Source organism: Mycobacterium sp. Soil_C_30 (assembly GCF_057656995.1).
The window spans coordinates 69,215-87,263 of record NZ_JBDGJH010000007.1; the positions used below are offsets into that span (position 1 = coordinate 69,215).

Annotated in this window: 21 protein-coding genes; 10 read left to right on the forward strand and 11 right to left on the reverse strand. The window is 67.3% G+C overall.

The annotated features are described in order from the left end of the window. Window positions 1-39 precede the first annotated feature (39 nt). The 8 genes from AC3A6P_RS15100 to AC3A6P_RS15135 form a co-directional block, all read right to left on the reverse strand. A complete protein-coding gene (locus AC3A6P_RS15100) occupies window positions 40-705 on the reverse strand; it encodes a response regulator transcription factor (RefSeq protein ID WP_487692435.1) in 666 nt (221 codons plus the stop codon). Next, window positions 690-1,793: a sensor histidine kinase gene (locus AC3A6P_RS15105; protein ID WP_487692436.1), complete on the reverse strand. Its 1,104-nt coding sequence runs from the start codon at window positions 1,791-1,793 to the stop codon at window positions 690-692. The genes AC3A6P_RS15100 and AC3A6P_RS15105 overlap by 16 nt, the downstream gene beginning before the upstream one ends. Further along, window positions 1,679-2,164, reverse strand: a complete 486-nt coding sequence (locus tag AC3A6P_RS15110; RefSeq protein WP_487692437.1) for a hypothetical protein — start codon at window positions 2,162-2,164, stop codon at window positions 1,679-1,681. The genes AC3A6P_RS15105 and AC3A6P_RS15110 overlap by 115 nt, the downstream gene beginning before the upstream one ends. 50 nt (window positions 2,165-2,214) lie before the next feature. Then, window positions 2,215-2,559: a hypothetical protein gene (locus AC3A6P_RS15115; protein WP_487692438.1), complete on the reverse strand. Its 345-nt coding sequence runs from the start codon at window positions 2,557-2,559 to the stop codon at window positions 2,215-2,217. Between the two features lie 189 nt (window positions 2,560-2,748). Further along, a complete protein-coding gene (locus AC3A6P_RS15120) occupies window positions 2,749-3,564 on the reverse strand; it encodes a mycofactocin-coupled SDR family oxidoreductase (RefSeq protein ID WP_487692439.1) in 816 nt (271 codons plus the stop codon). A 1-nt stretch (window position 3,565) separates the two neighbouring features. Then, entirely contained in the window at window positions 3,566-3,880 is a 315-nt protein-coding gene (locus AC3A6P_RS15125) for a putative quinol monooxygenase (RefSeq protein ID WP_487692440.1), read from the reverse strand. Between the two features lie 86 nt (window positions 3,881-3,966). Further along, a complete protein-coding gene (locus AC3A6P_RS15130; RefSeq protein WP_487692441.1) occupies window positions 3,967-4,611 on the reverse strand; it encodes a UdgX family uracil-DNA binding protein in 645 nt (214 codons plus the stop codon). Between the two features lie 457 nt (window positions 4,612-5,068). Then, a complete protein-coding gene (locus tag AC3A6P_RS15135) occupies window positions 5,069-6,526 on the reverse strand; it encodes a lipase maturation factor family protein (protein WP_487692442.1) in 1,458 nt (485 codons plus the stop codon). A 93-nt stretch (window positions 6,527-6,619) separates the two neighbouring features. Between AC3A6P_RS15135 and AC3A6P_RS15140 the strand changes: the two genes are divergently transcribed. Then, on the forward strand, window positions 6,620-9,172 hold the full coding sequence (locus AC3A6P_RS15140; protein WP_487692443.1) for an FtsK/SpoIIIE family DNA translocase: 2,553 nt from the start codon (window positions 6,620-6,622) through the stop codon (window positions 9,170-9,172). Window positions 9,173-9,192: 20 nt separating this feature from the next. Here the strand turns inward: AC3A6P_RS15140 and AC3A6P_RS15145 are convergent, their stop codons facing one another. Further along, window positions 9,193-9,756 carry an amino-acid N-acetyltransferase gene (locus tag AC3A6P_RS15145; RefSeq protein WP_487692444.1) on the reverse strand — a complete coding sequence of 188 codons (564 nt, stop codon included), beginning with the start codon at window positions 9,754-9,756 and terminating at the stop codon, window positions 9,193-9,195. On the opposite strand from AC3A6P_RS15145, the gene pgsA reads away from it, so the two are divergent. The 5 genes from pgsA to pspM all read left to right on the forward strand — a co-directional run bounded on the left by pgsA (window position 9,745) and on the right by pspM (window position 13,051). Continuing rightward, on the forward strand, window positions 9,745-10,341 hold the full coding sequence (gene pgsA, locus AC3A6P_RS15150) for a CDP-diacylglycerol--glycerol-3-phosphate 3-phosphatidyltransferase (protein ID WP_487692445.1): 597 nt from the start codon (window positions 9,745-9,747) through the stop codon (window positions 10,339-10,341). The genes AC3A6P_RS15145 and pgsA overlap by 12 nt on opposite strands. Further along, window positions 10,319-10,813: a CinA family protein gene (locus AC3A6P_RS15155; RefSeq protein ID WP_487692446.1), complete on the forward strand. Its 495-nt coding sequence runs from the start codon at window positions 10,319-10,321 to the stop codon at window positions 10,811-10,813. Before pgsA ends, AC3A6P_RS15155 begins: the two co-directional genes overlap by 23 nt. A gap of 105 nt (window positions 10,814-10,918) precedes the next feature. Beyond that, window positions 10,919-11,254, forward strand: coding sequence for a transcriptional regulator ClgR (gene clgR / locus AC3A6P_RS15160; protein WP_487692447.1), 336 nt, complete (start codon window positions 10,919-10,921; stop codon window positions 11,252-11,254). Window positions 11,255-11,404: 150 nt separating this feature from the next. Next, window positions 11,405-12,214, forward strand: a complete 810-nt coding sequence (gene pspA / locus AC3A6P_RS15165; protein ID WP_487692448.1) for a phage shock protein PspA — start codon at window positions 11,405-11,407, stop codon at window positions 12,212-12,214. 12 nt (window positions 12,215-12,226) lie between these two features. After that, entirely contained in the window at window positions 12,227-13,051 is an 825-nt protein-coding gene (gene pspM / locus AC3A6P_RS15170; protein ID WP_487692449.1) for a phage shock envelope stress response protein PspM, read from the forward strand. A 19-nt stretch (window positions 13,052-13,070) separates the two neighbouring features. Here the strand turns inward: pspM and AC3A6P_RS15175 are convergent, their stop codons facing one another. Further along, complete coding sequence (locus AC3A6P_RS15175) at window positions 13,071-13,508, reverse strand: limonene-1,2-epoxide hydrolase family protein (RefSeq protein ID WP_487692450.1); 438 nt, start codon at window positions 13,506-13,508, stop codon at window positions 13,071-13,073. A 41-nt stretch (window positions 13,509-13,549) separates the two neighbouring features. On the opposite strand from AC3A6P_RS15175, the gene AC3A6P_RS15180 reads away from it, so the two are divergent. The 4 genes from AC3A6P_RS15180 (at window position 13,550) to recX (ending at window position 16,632) form a co-directional block, all read left to right on the forward strand. Further along, window positions 13,550-14,707 carry a glycosyltransferase gene (locus AC3A6P_RS15180; protein ID WP_487692451.1) on the forward strand — a complete coding sequence of 386 codons (1,158 nt, stop codon included), beginning with the start codon at window positions 13,550-13,552 and terminating at the stop codon, window positions 14,705-14,707. Window positions 14,708-14,716: 9 nt separating this feature from the next. Further along, window positions 14,717-14,911 (forward strand): DUF3046 domain-containing protein, encoded by a 195-nt coding sequence (locus AC3A6P_RS15185; RefSeq protein WP_487692452.1) that lies wholly within the window; start codon window positions 14,717-14,719, stop codon window positions 14,909-14,911. A gap of 175 nt (window positions 14,912-15,086) precedes the next feature. Next, entirely contained in the window at window positions 15,087-16,130 is a 1,044-nt protein-coding gene (recA, locus tag AC3A6P_RS15190; protein ID WP_487692453.1) for a recombinase RecA, read from the forward strand. Beyond that, entirely contained in the window at window positions 16,099-16,632 is a 534-nt protein-coding gene (gene recX, locus AC3A6P_RS15195; RefSeq protein WP_487692454.1) for a recombination regulator RecX, read from the forward strand. Before recA ends, recX begins: the two co-directional genes overlap by 32 nt. Before the next feature lie 71 nt (window positions 16,633-16,703). Here the strand turns inward: recX and AC3A6P_RS15200 are convergent, their stop codons facing one another. After that, on the reverse strand, window positions 16,704-18,044 hold the full coding sequence (locus AC3A6P_RS15200) for an NtaA/DmoA family FMN-dependent monooxygenase (RefSeq protein ID WP_487692455.1): 1,341 nt from the start codon (window positions 18,042-18,044) through the stop codon (window positions 16,704-16,706). Window positions 18,045-18,049: the final 5 nt, after the last annotated feature.

The following is an 18,049-nucleotide window of genomic DNA, read 5'->3' on the forward strand; positions in this document are numbered from 1 at the left end:
CCGAACGGCGTCCCGTTCGCGGGGGACTGCCAGCGGCCGTCAGGGAATGGCTTCGAGTCGGTAACCCATGCCGCGTAGGGTGACGAACCGGGCTGCGCCCAGCTTACGGCGCAGGTAGCGGACGTAGACGTCGACGACGTTGGAACCGGGATCGTAGTCATAATCCCACACCTGGCTCAGCAGCTGTTCGCGGGAGAGCACCTGACCGGGATGGCGGAGAAACGTTTCAGCCAAGGCGAATTCGCGCGCCGACAGGTCCACGGTGCGGCCCGCCACCTGGGCGCGCCGGGTCCGCAGATCGAGAGCCAGGCCGCCGCAACTCAGCACCGTCAACTCCGGCGCGCGCTCTCCCGCCAGCCGCAGCCGCACTCGGGCCAACAACTCCTCGAACCGGAACGGCTTGGGCATGTAATCGTCCGCGCCGCCCTCCAACGCCGCCACGGTGTCCGAGACGCCGGTGCGCGCGGTCAGCATGATCACCGGAATGGGGCTGCCCTCCGAGCGCAGCTTCGCCAGCACGCCGAAACCGTCCAGACCGGGCAGCCCGATGTCGAGGACCAGGAGGTCGAAGTCTCCGGTGCGAGCGAACTCATACGCCGACGTTCCGTCGGCCACCGCGGTGACGGTGAACCCGTTGGCGGACAGGCCTTTCTGGATGAACGAGGCGATACGCGGCTCGTCTTCGGCGATCAGGACGGCCGCCACGGGCGCTCCATGAGTGGGATGGTCACGGTGAACGTGGCGCCCCGGCCGGGCATGCTGTCGAGCAGTACCTCGCCGCCGTGCGCCACGGCGATGGCCCGCACGATCGACAGACCGAGGCCGGCGCCGTCGGCGTGCCGGCGGCCTTGGCCGCCGCGGGCGAAGCGTTCGAAGATGCGGGCCCGATCCTCGGGGCTGACGCCGGGCCCGGAGTCCGACACCCACAGTCGTAGCCGATTGCCCGACGCCTGCGAGCCGACACCGATCCACCCGCCCGGCGCGGTGAACCGGCACGCATTGTCGGCCAGCGCCACCAGTGCCTGGGTGATGCGCTGAGGATCGAGGACGGCGGTGACCGCGGCGGTGGACTGCAGCTGGAAATCACGGTCACCCAGTCCGGAGAGTTTGACGAAGATGTCCTCGGTCAGCCCGGCGACGTCCACCGATTCGGGTTGCAGGAATGACGGCTGCGCCGACTGCGCCAACAGCAGCAGGTCGGACACCATCCGGTTCATCCGGGTCAGCTCGTCGTCCACCAGCGCCACCGTCGAGCGGACATCGGCAGGGTCTTCGGGATCGAGCACTTCCAGGTGACCTCGCACGATGGTGATCGGGGTGCGTAGTTCATGGCCGGCGTCATCGATGAACCGGCGTTGACCGGCAACCCCGGCCTCCACCCGGTCCAGCATCTGGTTCACCGTGTTGACCAGCGTGTTGAGTTCGTCGCGCTCGTCGCCGCCGCGGGTGGGGATGCGCAGGGACAGATCGGTGTCGGTGATGATCCGGGCGGTGTCGGCGACATCGCGTAGCGGCCGCAGAATGCGCCCCGCCAGAAGCCACGCTGCTCCGGCGGCGCCCAGTAGTGTCGCCGAGCCCACCAGCAGCATCAGCCGGGCCGCCGCATCGGCGTCGGCTCGCTCGGCGTCGCCCAGATAGGCGGCCACGATCACCCCGCGCGCCGGATCGCCGCCCAGTGTCACCGGTATCGCCAGGTAACGGACCTCGCCGACATCGGAATGCTCATAGCGTCCCTCTGTCGGCTCGGCGACGGAGGCCACCAGCTCGGCGAACGCGGCGTCGCGGGCCAGCACTTCGGGAGTGCCGGGTTCCTGCCTGCTCTGCGTCCGGATTCGCCGTCGACGTACCCGAGGAATTTCTCATTCGGCCGGGCGATGTTGTAGGCGATCGCCTCCTGGATCACCTCGTCGACGCCCGCAAACGGTTCTCCGGTGCGCGGATTGACCCCCGGGGCGGTCAGCTCGTTGAACTCCTGGACTTCCACGCGCAGCGCTTCATCCATCCGCGCGTTGGCCGCGGAGATCAGCAGCAGCCACGTCACCAGCGTCACCACTCCCAGCGCCGCGAACACCAGCAGCAGCACCCAGGCGATGATGCGGGTGCGAGCGGTCGACGGGAGGATGCGTCGCCACGCAGGCGCGATTCCGGTACTGCGAGGGCTCACTGACTTCCTTGCTGTGGCATGACTGAGGACCATCTTGCCGGGCGCCGGTGTCAGTCGTCGCCATCGTCATCTCCGTCGTCGTCATCCCCGTCATCGTCGTCGTCCCGCCCTCCGCCGTGGATCAGCGGCGGCGGGGGTTCTGGGACATCGCGCAGGTTGGCCTGGGTGCGCGGCGCATGCGGCACAGGAGTGGGAGGTGGTCCCGGCGGCGGTGTCGCCGCCGGGACCGGGGGAGACGATGCGGGTGCCTGGGGCTGCACGGGGGCGATCTTCGGTGCATTCACCTGGATCGGGTGCAGGGGCGCACTGTCGGCGCTGGGCAGCAGGCTCACCGCTACTGCGCCGACACCGGCGAACGCGATCAGCGAGACCAGGGCGATGACAGCGGCGCGCATGCCGACAAGTCAACGGGGCGGTGATGTCGCCTCCATGAATCGCAGATGAGAGAGCTCTCATCTCGGATGACCATGCACCCGGATGCGTCGACCGGACTTTTCACAGAGCCGGTGCGCCCTGACCGCGCTGATTGATGACAGCCAGGATCTCGGGACCGAATGTGGTTGCCGCCCAGCGTTGAATCGCCGTCAGCGCTTGTTCACGTACCCCGCGTCCACCGGCAGCGTCACCCCGGTGATGTAGCGGCCGGCGTCGGACACCAGGTAGAAGGCCGCGTTGGCGACGTCTTCGGGTTCCAGCGTCTGGACCGGCAGGGCGTTGCCCATATCGGGACCTTGTTGCGATTCCTGCGCCAGGCCCTCCAGCCAGCTGCGGGTGAAGTCATTGTCGATCATCGGGGTGTTCACCCCCGCCGGATGCACCGAGTTCACCCGGATACTGTGCGGCGCAAGCAGATTGGCATACACCCGCATCAGGCCCACGATGGCGTGTTTGGCCGCGGCGTAGCCCAGTGAGCCGGCCATCGGTGATGCCAGCCCCACCAGGCCTGCCACCGAACTGGTCAGCACGATCGATCCGCCCTTGCCGGCCTTGATCATCGGCTTCATCACCACGTCCACGGTGTAGTAGACGCCGGTGAGGTTGACGTCCAGGACGTCTTGCCACGCATCCTCGCCGGCCATCGGCGCGATACCCGCGTTGGCGATGACGATCCGCGGGGTGCCGAGTTCCTCGATGCCCTCCCAGAGGGCGGTTTTCAGGGCCGTCCGGTCGCGGACGTCGGCCGCACGCGCGACGATACGGGCGCCGGTGTCCTCGACGAGTTTGACCGTCGCGGCCAGGTCGTCCGGGGTGGCCATGGGGTAGGGCACCGACGCGATCTGATCGCACAGGTCCACCGCGATGATGTCGGCGCCTTCGGACGCCAACTTGACCGCATGCGCGCGGCCCTGCCCGCGCGCCGCGCCGGTGATGAAAGCGACTTGTCCGTCGAGGGCGCCCATGTCAGTGCCGCAGTGTGCCCTTGGCTGGATCACCGGCCGGGACCGCCGTCAGCATCTTGATATCCGGCGCACCGTCGAGGTGCGGCCCGATCTCACCGAACAGCCCGGTGACCGCAGGCGCGGTGCTGTGGGTCTTGAGCGCGTCGGCATCGGCCCACTGCTCGACGAACACGAACGAGTTCTCACCCTCGTGCAGTGCGTAGAGGTCGCAGCCGGGCTCCTGGTGTACCGCGGCGATCGCTCGCGTGGCCGCCTCGCGAACGGCGTCCACCGATTCGGGCTTGACATTGAACGTCGCGACGACGACTACCGGCATGGAGGCTCCTCGATGAGTCAAAATGAGATCGGACTCTGACCTTAGGCCGCCTACCGATACGCTCGGCAAGGTGATCCGGGTCACACTCAGTGTGACAGCAAGCCCGCGGCGAACCGCAGATCGGCGACGAGCGCGTCGAAGGCCTCGTCGCGACTGTCGACCGGCCCGCGCAGGATCGCCGAGGGGTGCACCGTCACCACCACCCGGGGCTCGGCGTTGATGTCGAGCTCCGGGAGTCGTAGTTCCTCGCCGCGGCGGGCGGTCAGACGAAAGTCGTTGCCGAACAGCGCCTTCGCGGCGGTGGCACCCATCAGCACCACGACGTCGGGCTGCACCGCGTCCAATTCGGCCAGCAGCCATGGACGGCACGACACCACCTCGGTGCGGCTCGGGGTCTGATGAATACGCCGTTTGCCCCGCTCGGTGAACTTGAAATGTTTCACCGCGTTGGTGACGTAGACCGGATCGCGGTCGATCCCGGCCGCTGCGAGTGCCTTGTCGAGCAGACGTCCCGCAGGGCCGACGAACGGCTTGTCCGCGCGGTCTTCCTGGTCGCCGGGCTGTTCGCCCACCAGCATCAGCTGCGCAGACCGCGTGCCGGCCCCGAACACCGTCTGCTCGGCGTTGCGGTACAGATCGCAGCCGTGGCAGTCGCGGGCTGCGGACGCCAGCGCATCGAGGTCCACCGTGTCGGGCACGTACTCGGCCGCTGAGGTCTTGAGCTTGGCCACGACAGGCGATTACCCGTCGTGCGCCGGCGCAACCGTCAGGAGCTGCTGTTCCCGGATGGCCTGTACCGACAGGGTGCGGTAGCCGCCGCGCTTTCCAGGAGGTTCACGGTTCGGGTGAGAGCACGGCCCCGGACGCCGAGCCTGTCGCGCAGCCGCGTGAGTCTGGTGGGGCTGTCCGGCCGCAAGATCGAGACGATGCGACGTACCAGGTCGTCGTCGAGGAGGGCGGTGCGAAGAGGGTTCCGAGCCCGAGGTGTGTGCGAGGGCGCTGAACCGGTCGTGTTTCGATGCGACGAGCGGAGATACCACCACCACGAGGCCGCGAGCTTCAGGCCGGAACCTGGTAACCCGCTGATTTCCCGGACCCGGTACTCATCACAGCGGCGTTGAGATCGTCGGCGAGCGTCACCGCTGCCCATTTCCCGGTCTGATTCGGTCCAATCATGTTGAGGCAGAGCTATATTCGGTTGAACCGACTCAGTGCGCGAGCCTGCGCCAAGCTGACCGGTGCCAGGTAGTCACCGAGCAGTTCACGTCGCCACCAGGCGCGCTCGCGGCGAAGCTCGGCGGCGGTGGTGAACCGGTACCGGTAGAGCCGGGCCCGGACATACGTGGGAGGTGTCTCCGGGAAAGGATTGTGGGCCAACAGTTTCACGATGGTGCGATCGCCGGTCAGCATGGCCAGGCAGAGCCTGCTGAGCCAGGGTTGGGCGTACGACGGTGAAAGGGCGGCGAACCACATGAGCCAGTCCAGCCGCAGGTGGTACGGACTGAACTGGCGGGGCAGTCGCCGCACATCACCCGGTTTGCCGCGGAACCCGTACTCCTGCCAGTGGGTGTGAGGGCCCAGATGCTCGTCGTCGGTGCCCTCCAGCACGATCTCCTCGCGGGTGCGGCTGATGGTGCCGAACGCGCCGTAGGCATTCACCAGGTGGAACGGGTCGAAGGTGCTGTTCATCCGTTGCCGCCGCGACACCAGATTGCGGGCCGGTTGCCAACTCAACACCAGGAGCACGGTTGCCACCGCGCACACCAGCGCGGTGAACCACACCGGCTGGTCGGCTGCGGTGGCCGGAGGTGCCAGCCCGCTGAGCCATGTCACCGTGCGGTTGTCGATCACACTGCAGGCCGCCACGATCGTCAGCCAGTTCAGCCACGAGAAATTGCCGGAGGCGACCAGCCACAGTTGGGTGATCACAATGATGCCCGCCGCGATACCCGCCACCGGCTGCGGTGCGAACAGTCCGAACGGGATGATCAGTTGCGCCACGTGATTGCCCGCGGTCTCCACGCGGTGCAGCGGCCCGGGGAGATGGTGGAAGAACCAGCTCAGGGGCCCCGGCATCGGTTGGGTTTCGTGGTGGTAGTACAGGCAGGTCAGATCGCGCCAGCATTTGTCGCCGCGCAGCTTGATCATTCCGGCGCCGAACTCGACGCGAAACACCAACCACCGCACCAGCAGCAGGATCAGCAGCGGCGGTGCGGTGTCGTCATTGCCGAGGAACGCGACGAGGAATCCCGTCTCCAGGAGCAACGACTCCCACCCGAACGAGTACCAGGTCTGCCCGACGTTGACGATCGACAAGTACAGGCCCCACAGTGTCAGCCACAACAGGACCGAGGCCCACAGCGGCACCAGGTCGGTCAGGCCCACCACCATCGCCGCGGCCAGGACCACGCCCGCCCAGCAGATGAGGGCGAAGAACCGGTCCGAGTAGTAGGCGTGGAAGATGCTCGGCCGGGCCCGGAACGAACTCCTGGCCAGGAACCGGGGGATCGGTAGCAGTCCGTGGGACCCCAGCAGGGCGCGGAATTGCAGTGCCGCGCAGAGAAACGCGACCACATAAATCGCCGCGACACCGCGCTGCAGGATCATCCGGCCCCAGGCGTACTCGGGAGCGAGCAGCCAATCCATGTCCCGGGCGTACCCCGCGGACAGTGCGGTAATCGGATCGTGACCTGTGTGGCGGATGGTGCAGATGGGGTTACTGCGACTAGGCTGACCTCTATGGCAAGTAAGACCGCCGCGCGTTCCGGGGCCAAAACCAGCAGGTCAAAGGCCACTTCCCGGTCGGCGCGCCCACCTGCTCCGCGCAAGAAGGCGCCCGCCCGCAAGAAGGCTGCAAAGGGTGGCGGTCACGGTGGCGTGGTGGGGGGCGCCGGCGTCGCCGTCGGGCGGGCCTCGCGCGCGGCGTGGCTGATGCTGGCAAAGGGGGCCGGCAGCACCGCCCGGTCGGTGGGCCGCGCCCACGACATCGAGCCCGGGCATCGACGTGACGGCATCGCGCTGGCTCTGCTCGGTGTCGCGGTGGTCATTGCCGCCAGTTCGTGGTTCGAGGCCGCGCGTCCGGTCGGAGCGTGGATCGACAGCGCTCTGCGGGTGCTCGTCGGCGGAGCGGTCGGAGTGCTTCCGGTGCTGATCGCCGTCATCGCCGTGACGCTGATGCGCACGGAACCGAATCCGGAGACCCGGCCGCGCCTGATTCTCGGCAGCCTGATGATCGGGCTGCCGGTCCTGGGCTTGTGGCACATGTGGTCGGGCGCGCCGAGCGCACCGACGGGACGTCAGGACGCCGCGGGGTTCATCGGATTCGCGATCGGCGGACCGCTGTCGGACGGCCTGACTGTCTGGATCGCCGCGCCCCTGCTGATCATGGGCGTGCTGTTCGGGCTGTTGTTGTTGACCGGCACCACCATTCGTGAGGTACCGGCAACGCTGCACGCGATGTTCAGCACGCGGTTCGAGCGGGGCGGTGATTATTACGAAGACGACGATGACGATTACGACGAGCGCGCCGATGATGCGGGCGCCCGGACGGAAGACTTCTCCGACGGCTACTACGACGACCCCGCCGCCTACGGTGCCGACGAGCCCGAGACGTGGCCAGGTGGGTCACCGATGGACAACTACCCGCTGGCCGAACCGGCCGACGAGGCGCCGACGGTACCGGAACCGATGCCGGCCAAGGCTTCTCGCAAGAAGCCCAAGGTCGCCGAACCGGCTCCGAAGCCCGTACCCAAACAAGAGACCCTGGCGCTGGACCGGGTGGTGGAGGGTCCCTACAACCTGCCGTCGCTGGACCTGCTGATCGCCGGTGATCCACCGAAGCTCCGCAGCGCCGCCAATGAGGTGATGGAAGACGCCATCACCTCGGTGCTGCAGCAGTTCAAGGTCGACGCCCGGGTCACCGGTTGCACGCGCGGGCCGACGGTCACCCGCTACGAGGTGGAACTGGGGCCCGGCGTCAAGGTCGAGAAGATCACCGCACTGCACCGCAACATCGCCTACGCCGTGGCCACCGAGAGCGTGCGCATGCTGGCGCCGATCCCGGGCAAGTCCGCCGTCGGTATCGAGGTGCCCAACACCGACCGCGAGATGGTCCGGCTCTCCGACGTTTTGACCGCGCCGTCGACGCGTCGCGACCATCACCCGTTGGTGATCGGCCTCGGCAAGGACATCGAGGGCGACTTCATCTCGGCGAACCTCGCGAAGATGCCGCACCTGCTGGTGGCCGGCTCCACCGGCTCCGGCAAGTCGAGCTTCGTGAACTCGATGCTGGTCTCGCTGCTCGCCCGCGCCACCCCGGAGGAGGTCAGGATGATCCTGATCGACCCCAAGATGGTGGAGCTCACGCCGTACGAAGGCATTCCACACCTGATCACGCCGATCATCACCGAACCCAAGAAGGCGGCCGCCGCGCTGTCCTGGCTGGTCGAGGAGATGGAGCAGCGCTACCAGGACATGCAGGCCTCGCGCGTGCGGCACATCGACGTGTTCAACGAGAAGGTGCGCTCCGGGGAGATCACCGCGCCCCTGGGCAGCCAGCGCGTCTACAAGCCGTATCCCTACATCCTGGCGATCGTCGACGAGCTCGCGGACCTGATGATGACCGCCCCGCGCGACGTCGAAGAGGCGATCGTCCGCATCACCCAGAAGGCCCGCGCCGCCGGTATCCACCTGGTGCTGGCCACGCAACGGCCCTCGGTGGACGTGGTGACCGGTCTGATCAAGACCAACGTGCCGTCCCGGCTGGCCTTCGCCACGTCGTCGCTGACCGACAGCCGCGTCATCCTGGATCAGCCCGGCGCCGAGAAGCTCATCGGTATGGGTGACGGACTGTTCCTGCCGATGGGCGCCAACAAGCCGATCCGTCTGCAGGGCGCGTTCATCTCCGACGAGGAGATCCACGCCGTGGTCACCGCCACCAAGGAGCAGGCCGAGCCGGAGTACACCGAGGGTGTCACCGCGGTCAAGGCCGGCGAGCGCAAGGACGTCGACCCCGATATCGGTGACGACATGGACGTGTTCCTGCAGGCCGTCGAACTGGTGGTGTCGTCGCAGTTCGGCTCGACGTCGATGCTGCAGCGCAAACTGCGGGTGGGCTTCGCCAAGGCAGGTCGCCTGATGGACCTGATGGAGACCCGCGGCATCGTCGGCCCGTCGGAAGGGTCCAAGGCGCGCGAGGTGCTGGTCAAACCCGATGAGCTGGCGGGCACGCTGGCACTGATCCGTGGTGGGGCCGATGCCAACGGGGCGGACGCGGACGCGGACGACTTCTAGAGGACGACTTCCAGACGACGCTAGAGGATGCGCAGCATGCGCGTGTTACCGAGGATGTTCGGCTTCACGTAGGACAGGTCGAGGAACTCGGCAACGCCGACGTCGTAGGAGCGGCACATCTCCTCGTACACCTCGGCGGTCACCGGCGTGCCCTCGATCTCGGTGAACCCGTGCCGGCCGAAGAACTCGGTCTCGAAGGTGAGCACGAACAGTCGCTGCAACTGCAGGTCGCGGGCGACGTCGAGTAGTTGCGTCACGATGCGGTGCCCGACGCCGTGGCCCTGCACCTTGGGGTGCACCGCCACCGTGCGCACTTCGCCGAGGTCGGACCACAACACGTGGAGCGCCCCGCAGCCGAGGACCTCACCCTCGCGGTCGGCCACCCAGAACTCCTGCACCGACTCGTACAGAGTGACCAGGCTTTTCTCCAACAGGATCTTGCCCGCATAGGTGTCGACGAGGTGTTTGATCGCCGGAACATCCGAGGTACGCGCCCGGCGCACGGTCAGCCCGCTCACGGATCGAGAGTATCGGCTGCGGGGGGTGGTCCCGCCACCCGATATTCTGTTCCAGTGTCGGGCCATCCTGAAACTCCTCCGGCGGTCCGTCGCGTCAGGGTTGCCAACATCGCCAATATCCTCACCGGTTTCCGGCTGGTACTGGTGCCGGTCTTCCTGTTGGTGCTTTTTGCCGGTGATGGCCACGAAACCGCTAGCAGGATAACGGCTTTCGCGATTTTCGTCGCTGCGGTGATCACCGATCACCTCGACGGCTACCTGGCCCGCCGTTATGACCTGATCACCGAATTCGGCAAGCTTGCCGACCCGATCGCCGACAAGATGCTGATCGGGGCCGCGTTGATCGGTCTGTCGATGCTGGGTGATCTGCCCTGGTGGTTGACGGCGGTCATCCTGTTCCGGGAGATCGGCGTCACGTTGTTACGACTGGCGGTCATCCGGCACGGCGTCATCCCCGCCAGCCGGGGCGGCAAACTCAAGACGTTGGTCCAAGCCACGGCGATCGGGTTGTTCATCCTGCCGCTGTCCGGCGCCTGGCATACCGGGGCGTGGGTGATCATGTGGTTGGCGCTCGCCCTGACGGTGCTGACCGGCATCGATTACGCACTGTCGGCGTTGCGGGGCGCGCGTGCACGATCCGCTGCTGCCTGACAGCCTCGGCGACCATGCCCGCCTGCTGGTCGCCGAGCTCACGGCCCGGGGTGAAACCGTCGCCACCACGGAGTCCCTGACCGCCGGGCTCCTGGCCGCGACTCTGGCCGGGGTGCCGGGCGCCAGCAGGGTGCTGCTCGGCGGATTGATCACCTACACCGAGGCCACCAAGATCGCGCTCGCGGGGGTCGCCCCGGAGATCCTGGCCGGCGTCGGACCGGTGGCCGCACCCACGGCGGAAGCGATGGCCGTCGGCGCGCGACAGCGGTGCGCCACCACCTGGGGAGTCGGGCTCACCGGGGTGGCCGGGCCGCAGGCACACGGCGGTCACGCAGTCGGGACGGTGTTCGTCGGGGTGGCCGGTCCCGCCGGCTGCGATGTCAGTGAGCTGCACCTTTCCGGTAACCGTTGGGACATCCGGCAGGAGTCGGTGCACCAGGCGGTCCTGACGCTGTTGGCCCGGCTCGACTGACTGTTGTCTCACAGTGGCGGATCGGATTGGCCGAGCGGGAACCATCTCCGTCGTGGATGACGTTCATCTTGGAGACAACCGCACACGAAACGTTAGGAGAGCGCGATGACGGCACTGCTGCGTGAGGTCGTTGGCGACGTGCTCCGTCGCGCCCGGACATCGCAGGGTCGGACCCTGCGCGAGGTCTCCGATGCCGCGATGGTGAGTCTCGGCTACCTCTCCGAGGTCGAGCGCGGCCGCAAAGAAGCGTCGTCGGAGCTGCTGAGCGCCATCTGCTCCGCCCTGGATGTCCCGCTGTCGCGGGTGCTGATCGACGCGGGCGAGCGGATGGCCCGCCACGAGGTCCTCAGCGAGCCGGTCGGGGCCACCAACATCGATGCCAGCACCAAGGTCGTGATCCCTCCTGTTGTCCAGGAACGCGCCACCATGGCAGTGGCCTGATCCGACATTTTGGCCCCGCACCCCGGCGCGGGGGTGTGGCTATCTGCGTCTAGCGGATAAATTGGGCGGTACGCACGTACTGCTCCGTTTGGCTATCTGGGCAGACATCAACTTCAACGGCGACGACGAAACGAAGGCGGAACGAACCCCATGGCAAATCCGTTCGTGAAGGCGTGGCGCTATCTGATGGCGCTGTTCAACTCCAAGATCGACGAGCACGCTGATCCCAAGGTGCAGATCCAGCAGGCCATCGAGGAAGCCCAGCGCACGCACCAGGCGCTCACCCAGCAGGCTGCTCAGGTGATCGGCAACCAGCGCCAGCTGGAGATGCGGCTGAACCGCCAGCTCGCCGATATCGAAAAGCTGCAGGCCAATGTGCGTCAGGCGCTCACGCTGGCCGACCAGGCCGTCGCCGCGGGCGATTCGGCCAAGGCCACCGAGTACACCAATGCCGCCGAGGCGTTCGCCGCCCAGCTGGTCACCGCGGAGCAGAGCGTCGAGGACCTCAAGGGCCTGCACGACCAGTCGCTGCAGGCGGCCGCCCAGGCCAAGAAGGCCGTCGAGCAGAACGCGATGATGTTGCAGACCAAGATCGCCGAACGCACCAAGCTGCTGTCTCAGCTCGAGCAGGCCAAGATGCAGGAGCAGGTCAGTGCGTCGCTGCGCTCCATGAGCGACCTGGCGGCCCCCGGGAACACCCCGAGCCTCGACGAGGTGCGCGACAAGATCGAGCGCCGCTATGCCAACGCCATGGGTGAGGCCGAACTCGCGCAGAACTCGGTACAGGGCCGCATGCTCGAGGTGCAGCAGGCCAGCGTGCAGATGGCCGGTCACTCGCGGCTGGAGCAGATCCGGGCCTCGATGCGCGGAGACGCGTTGACCTCGGGCCCCACCGCCACCCCGAACACTGCGCCGGCCACACCTGCGCAGACCACCCCCGAAAACCCGCTCGGCCAGTAGAGAGGCGTACCAGTGGCAGTCAAGCCGTTCTCCCGGCAGTGGGGTTCGATACTGCAGCGGGGGCTTGACTCTGCCAGTGAGGCAGCCGATGTGGTGGCGCACCGGCTCAGCCTCGCGGCGGATCCGCGGGCCCGGCAGCTTCGCAAGCGCAAATGGGCGCTGCGCCTGGGCGTCTTCTTCACCGTCTCGTCGGTGTTCTGGATTCTGGTCACCGCACTTCTGGCCGCGTGGAGTGTGCCGTTCTGGGCGCTGATTATCACCATCGTGATCGCGGGTGGAGCCGCTTTCCCGGCGACGTTGTTCCTGCTGCGGTATCGCTGGCTTCGCGCCACCCCGCTACCGGTGCAGCGACCCGCGAGCACCCGTCGGCTCCCTCCGCCGGGCTCGGCGGCCCGGCCGGCGATGTCCGCGCTGGGTGCCTCCGAGCGGGGGCTGATGTCACTGATCGGGGTGATCGAGCGCGGGCAACTGCTGCCGGCCGATGACATCCGGGAACTCACCGAGGCGGCCAATCAGACCACGGCCACCATGATGGCGACCGCCGATGAGGTGGTCTCCATGGAGCGCACCGTGCGGGCCACCCCGCACGCCCGCAACTATCTGGTGCCCACCATCAACGCCTTCACCGCGCAGCTCGGCCACGGCGTGCGCCAGTACAACGAGATGGTCACGGCCGCAGCGCAATTGGTGTCCGCGGCCAATGGGGGCTCCATGCCGGTGTCGGTGATGTCGCAGCAGCGCTACCGGGAGCAGCTCACCACTGCCACCGACCGGCTGCTCGGCTGGGCGCAGGCATTCGACGAGCTGGGCCGACTGAACCGGGCCCGCGGGGCCTGATCGCGCGCTTCGGCGCAGGTCAGAACTTCCGCTGCAGTGACGGCACCGCCACGCCGGCGACACCACGCACGATCGCCTTGGCGAAGTCGACGTTGTCGAAATAGTCCCGCCACAGCGTGATTCGGCCATCGTGCACCTCGAAGACGCCGCACACCCAGAAGATCAGCCGGACCGGCCCGAACGCCAGGACGTCGGTGCGCTCGTTGAGCACCGTGTTCCCGTCGGCGGCAGTGCGGTGGATCTTCACGTCGAAGCCCAGGCTCGGGCGTTGCATGCCCTTGAACAGCTTGATAGTCCGGCTGCGGCCCCGGATCGTCGGGAAGCCGACATTCTGGTACACCAGATCGTCGGCCAGGAGCGAGTCCGCGGTGTCGAGGTCCTTGTCCCGCAGTGCGGTAAGGAACTTCTCCACGGTGGCGATGTTCGAGGCGGCAGTTTCGGTGATCTGCTCAGTCATGCCGGTCAGCCTACGGATCAGCCGTGTGGCAGGGTAGGGCGATGCGTGTCGCGGTGGTCGCCGGCCCGGACCCCGGGCACGCGTTTCCCGCCATCGCCCTGTGCCTTCGTTTCGTAGCGGCCGGGCATGCACCGACGTTGTTCACCGGGGTCACCTGGTTGGACACGGCCCGTGGCGAAGGGTTCGAGGCCTGCGAACTGCTGGGGCTCGACCCGGATCCCGCCGATGACGATCTCGACGCCGGTGCGAAGATCCACCAACGCGCGGCGCGGATGGCCGTCCTCAATGCCGGGCAGCTACGCGATTTCGACCTGGTGGTCTCCGATGTCATCACCGCCTGCGGGGGCATGGCCGCCGAGCTGCTCGGACTCCCCTGGATCGAGCTCAACCCGCATCCGCTGTACCGGCCCTCGGTGGGGTTGCCGCCGATCGGCAGTGGGCTGGCGCCCGGAACGGGGCTGCGGGGCCGGGCCAGGGACACGCTGATGCGGGCACTGACCGCCAAATCGTGGAAACAGGGCTTGCGGCAGCGCGCGCAGGCCCGGGCCGGGATCGGGCTGCCCGCCGAGGATCCCGGGCCGCTGCGCCGGCTGATCGCCACTCTGCCTGCATTGGAAGTGCCCCGCCCGGATTGGCCGGAGGAGGCCGTGGTGGTGGGCCCGTTGCACTTCGAGCCGACCACCGAGCTGTTGGCGGTGCCGGAGGGCGGTGGACCGCTGGTGGTGGTGGCCCCGTCGACGGCGACCACGGGTACTCAGGGGCTGGCCGAACTGGCCATCGACGTCCTGGTGCCGGGTGAGGTGTTGCCGGACGGTGCGCGCGTGGCGGTGTCGCGGCTGGGTGGGACGGGTCTGGATCTGCCGCCGTGGGCGGTGGCGGGCCTGGGTCGACAGGACGAGCTGCTGGCCCGTGCCGATCTGATGATCTGCGGTGGCGGTCACGGTGCCGTGGCCAAGACGTTGCTGGCGGGAGTACCGATGGTGGTGGTGCCCGGCGGAGGCGATCAGTGGGAGATCGCCAATCGTGTTGTGCGACAAGGTAGTGGACGGCTGATCCGGCCTCTGACGAGGGAAGCGCTGGCCGCTGCGGTGCGCGACGTGATCACCTCGCCCCGGTACCGGGAGGCCGCGGCGGCGGCGGGGGCGACGTCCTGTGCGGTCGCCGATCCGGTACAGGTGTGCCAGGAAGCGGTTGGGTAAGTTGGTGGAGTGCGGCTGACCGAATTCCATGACCTGGTCGACGCGCAGTTCGGCTCCGTGCGCGGAGCCTCGCTGCTCGTCGACCATGTGCTGGCGGATGTCGGCGGTCGCACCGCCGCGCAGGCCATCGAGGACGGTGTCGAGCCCCGCGACGTGTGGCGCGCCCTGTGCGCCGATTTTGATGTGCCTCGCGACCAGTGGTGATGAATCTTCACGGCGTGTCCGCTTGAATCGAACACCTGTTCGTCTACTGTGGTGAGTGTTCGGCCGGAAGTTCTGTCGGAATTTTTGTCGGGATTTTTTGTCGGAGGGCACCTCTAGCCTACGAGCAACCGACCAACACCGGTCAGAGAACACGACTAGCGAAAGAGGCATCACCATGGCGCCACAGGCCCCGGACCGCGAGAAAGCCCTCGAGCTCGCACTCGCGCAGATTGAGAAGAGTCACGGCAAGGGCTCCGTGATGCGCCTCGGTGACGAGGTCCGTCAGCCCATTTCGGTGATCCCCACCGGATCCATCGCCCTCGACGTGGCGCTGGGTATCGGCGGGTTGCCCCGCGGCCGCATCATCGAGATCTACGGCCCGGAGTCCTCGGGTAAGACCACCGTGGCCCTGCACGCGGTGGCCAACGCCCAGGCTGCCGGCGGTATCGCCGCCTTCATCGACGCCGAGCACGCTCTCGATCCCGACTACGCCAAGAAGCTCGGCGTCGACACCGATTCGCTGCTGGTCAGCCAGCCCGACACCGGTGAGCAGGCCCTCGAGATCGCCGACATGCTGATCCGCTCCGGGGCGCTGGACATCCTGGTCATCGACTCGGTGGCCGCCCTGGTGCCGCGTGCAGAAATCGAAGGCGAGATGGGCGACAGCCACGTCGGTCTGCAGGCCCGCCTGATGAGCCAGGCGCTGCGCAAGATCACCGGTGCGCTCAACAACTCCGGCACCACGGCCATCTTCATCAACCAGCTGCGCGAGAAGATCGGCGTGATGTTCGGTTCCCCCGAGACCACCACCGGCGGTAAGGCATTGAAGTTCTACGCCTCGGTCCGTATGGACGTGCGGCGCATCGAGACCCTCAAGGACGGCACCGACGCGGTGGGCAACCGCACCCGCGTCAAGATCGTCAAGAACAAGGTGTCGCCGCCGTTCAAGCAGGCCGAGTTCGACATCCTGTACGGCAAGGGCATCTCTCGGGAAGGCTCGCTCATCGACATGGGTGTCGAGCACGGCTTCATCCGAAAGTCCGGTTCCTGGTTCACCTACGACGGTGAGCAGCTGGGGCAGGGCAAGGAGAACGCCCGCAACTTCCTGCTGCAGAACGCCGACACGGCCAACGAGATCGAGAAGAAGATCAAGGAAAAGCTCGGTATCGGCGCCGAGGTGACCGCTGATGACGTCCTGCCCGCCCCAGTCGACTTCTGACGAGCAGCAGTCCGACAAGCGCGAGGAGCAGGCGCGGTCACTGTGCCTGCGTCTGCTCACCGCGCGGGCGCGCACCCGGGCCGAGCTGGAAACCAAGCTCACCGAGCGGGGGTTTCCGGATGATGTCAGCGCCACGGTGCTCAACCGGCTCACCTCTGCGGGGCTGATCGACGACGCCGACTTCGCTGAACAGTACGTGCGGTCTCGTCGCGTGCATGCTGGAAAAGGTAAGCGCGCGTTGGCCACTGAGTTGCGGAAAAAAGGTGTCGAAGATGACATCATCTCCGCGGCGCTGGAGGACATCGATGCCGCCGCGGAGCGTCAACGTGCCGAAGAGCTGGTGCAGAGCCGGCTGCGTCGAGAGTCGCTGGCCGATGGTGACGACATGAAGGTGATGCGACGTCTGGTCGGGATGCTGGCCAGACGCGGCTACGGACAGAGCCTGGCGGTGGACGTGGTTCGCGTCGAACTGGATGCCGAGCGACAGCGGCGCCGGGTCTGACGGTGATCAGCTGTGGCTGACTCTGCGGACGTAGGTGTCCGCCGGAGTTGGCTGCACCGTCTCGGTGTGGGTCATCGACCGACGGGTGCAGGTGCGCGGCGCGGGTCCCGCAGCTGCAGACGTTCGCGAATGGTCGCGCCGGCGTAGGAGGAAGAAACGGCGCCTGCGGATTTCAGCAGCGGCATGACATCCCGGTTGAACTCGGCGATCCCGTCGGGGAGGACGGGGATGTGGATGTTGAACCCATCGACGGCGCCGTCGCCCCACCAGTCCAGGATCGTGTCGGCGACATCTCGCGGGGTGCCGATGGCCAGCCGGTGGCCACCCTCGACGCGGCGCACCAACTCGCGCGGCGTGATCGACTCGGCGGCGGTTAGTTCCGCATAGGAGCGTACAAAACCGACGGGCCGGAACTGGTCCTCGGCGTAGGCGAACAGCTGCGGATCCAGCGGTGCGTCCGGGTCGAGATCGGCGTCGATGTCGAAAAGGGCGGTGCGCTTGAGGAAGTCGGCGATCAGGCCTTCCTCGCCCGCGTGGCCGTGCAGTGCCTCGTGCTTGCGGTATGCCTCTTCGCGGGTGGCGCCGGTGATCACGGTGAGGCCGGGCATCAGCCGTATCTCATCGGGGTCGCGGCCATGGGCTGCAGCCCGTTCCTGCAACTGTGCGCGGTAGCCGAAGGCGGCCTGCTTGTGCAGCAGCGATGCGTAGACGATGTCGGCGTGCTTGGCCGCCAGATCCACGCCGGCCTGTGATGCCCCGGCCTGCGCGATCACCGGATGGCCCTGCGGTCCGATCGGGACGTTCAACGGTCCTGCCACATCGAAGAATTCGCCGTGATGGTCGATGCGGCGGGCGGTCGTCTCATCCCAGACGGTGTCGGCGGGTGCATCGCCGTGCGGGGTGTCCCAACTGAGCCAGAGCTTCTTGACGACCTCGAGGAACTCATCGGCCCGGCGGTACCGGTCGGCCCGCGGCGGCAACGGCGCGGCGCTGAAGTTGGCGGCGATATCGGGATTGAAGCTCGACACCACATTCCAGATCACCCGCCCGCCGGAGATGTGGTCCAGCGTCGCCAGGCGGCGGGCAAGGTTGTACGGCGAGTTGTACGACGACGAGGCGGTGAGGAAGAACCCGATATCGGGCACCGACGCCGCGATCGCGGTGAACAGCACCGTGGGGTCGAAGCTGTGCAACGGTCGGGAGGAGTTGTCGCGTTGCAGCGCAGGGTGATCGGACAGGAACACGATGTCGAAGCCGCCGTCGTGAGCCAGCTGCGCCGACCGCAGGTAATGGTTCCAGTCGCTGAAGCGGCCCCACTCGGTACCCGGCCAAGCCCACGAGCGACCCGCCGAGCCGGTGCTGTTGACGGCGACGCTGAGAAACAGTCTGCGTTGGTCTGCTGGGATGCTCATGCTGT

What these genes read in the sequence shown, in the direction of transcription:
- pspA (WP_487692448.1), top strand. Translation starts at nt 11,405, where the DNA reads ATGGCAAATCCGTTCGTGAAGGCGTGGCGCTATCTGATGGCGCTGTTC.
- AC3A6P_RS15180 (WP_487692451.1), top strand. Translation starts at nt 13,550, where the DNA reads ATGCGTGTCGCGGTGGTCGCCGGCCCGGACCCCGGGCACGCGTTTCCC.
- clgR (WP_487692447.1), top strand. Translation starts at nt 10,919, where the DNA reads ATGACGGCACTGCTGCGTGAGGTCGTTGGCGACGTGCTCCGTCGCGCC.
- AC3A6P_RS15200 (WP_487692455.1), bottom strand. Translation starts at nt 18,044, where the DNA reads ATGAGCATCCCAGCAGACCAACGCAGACTGTTTCTCAGCGTCGCCGTC.
- AC3A6P_RS15175 (WP_487692450.1), bottom strand. Translation starts at nt 13,508, where the DNA reads ATGACTGAGCAGATCACCGAAACTGCCGCCTCGAACATCGCCACCGTG.
- AC3A6P_RS15135 (WP_487692442.1), bottom strand. Translation starts at nt 6,526, where the DNA reads ATGGATTGGCTGCTCGCTCCCGAGTACGCCTGGGGCCGGATGATCCTG.
- AC3A6P_RS15145 (WP_487692444.1), bottom strand. Translation starts at nt 9,756, where the DNA reads ATGGCCCGACACTGGAACAGAATATCGGGTGGCGGGACCACCCCCCGC.
- recA (WP_487692453.1), top strand. Translation starts at nt 15,087, where the DNA reads ATGGCGCCACAGGCCCCGGACCGCGAGAAAGCCCTCGAGCTCGCACTC.
- AC3A6P_RS15115 (WP_487692438.1), bottom strand. Translation starts at nt 2,559, where the DNA reads ATGCGCGCCGCTGTCATCGCCCTGGTCTCGCTGATCGCGTTCGCCGGT.
- AC3A6P_RS15140 (WP_487692443.1), top strand. Translation starts at nt 6,620, where the DNA reads ATGGCAAGTAAGACCGCCGCGCGTTCCGGGGCCAAAACCAGCAGGTCA.
- AC3A6P_RS15120 (WP_487692439.1), bottom strand. Translation starts at nt 3,564, where the DNA reads ATGGGCGCCCTCGACGGACAAGTCGCTTTCATCACCGGCGCGGCGCGC.
- recX (WP_487692454.1), top strand. Translation starts at nt 16,099, where the DNA reads ATGACGTCCTGCCCGCCCCAGTCGACTTCTGACGAGCAGCAGTCCGAC.
- AC3A6P_RS15125 (WP_487692440.1), bottom strand. Translation starts at nt 3,880, where the DNA reads ATGCCGGTAGTCGTCGTCGCGACGTTCAATGTCAAGCCCGAATCGGTG.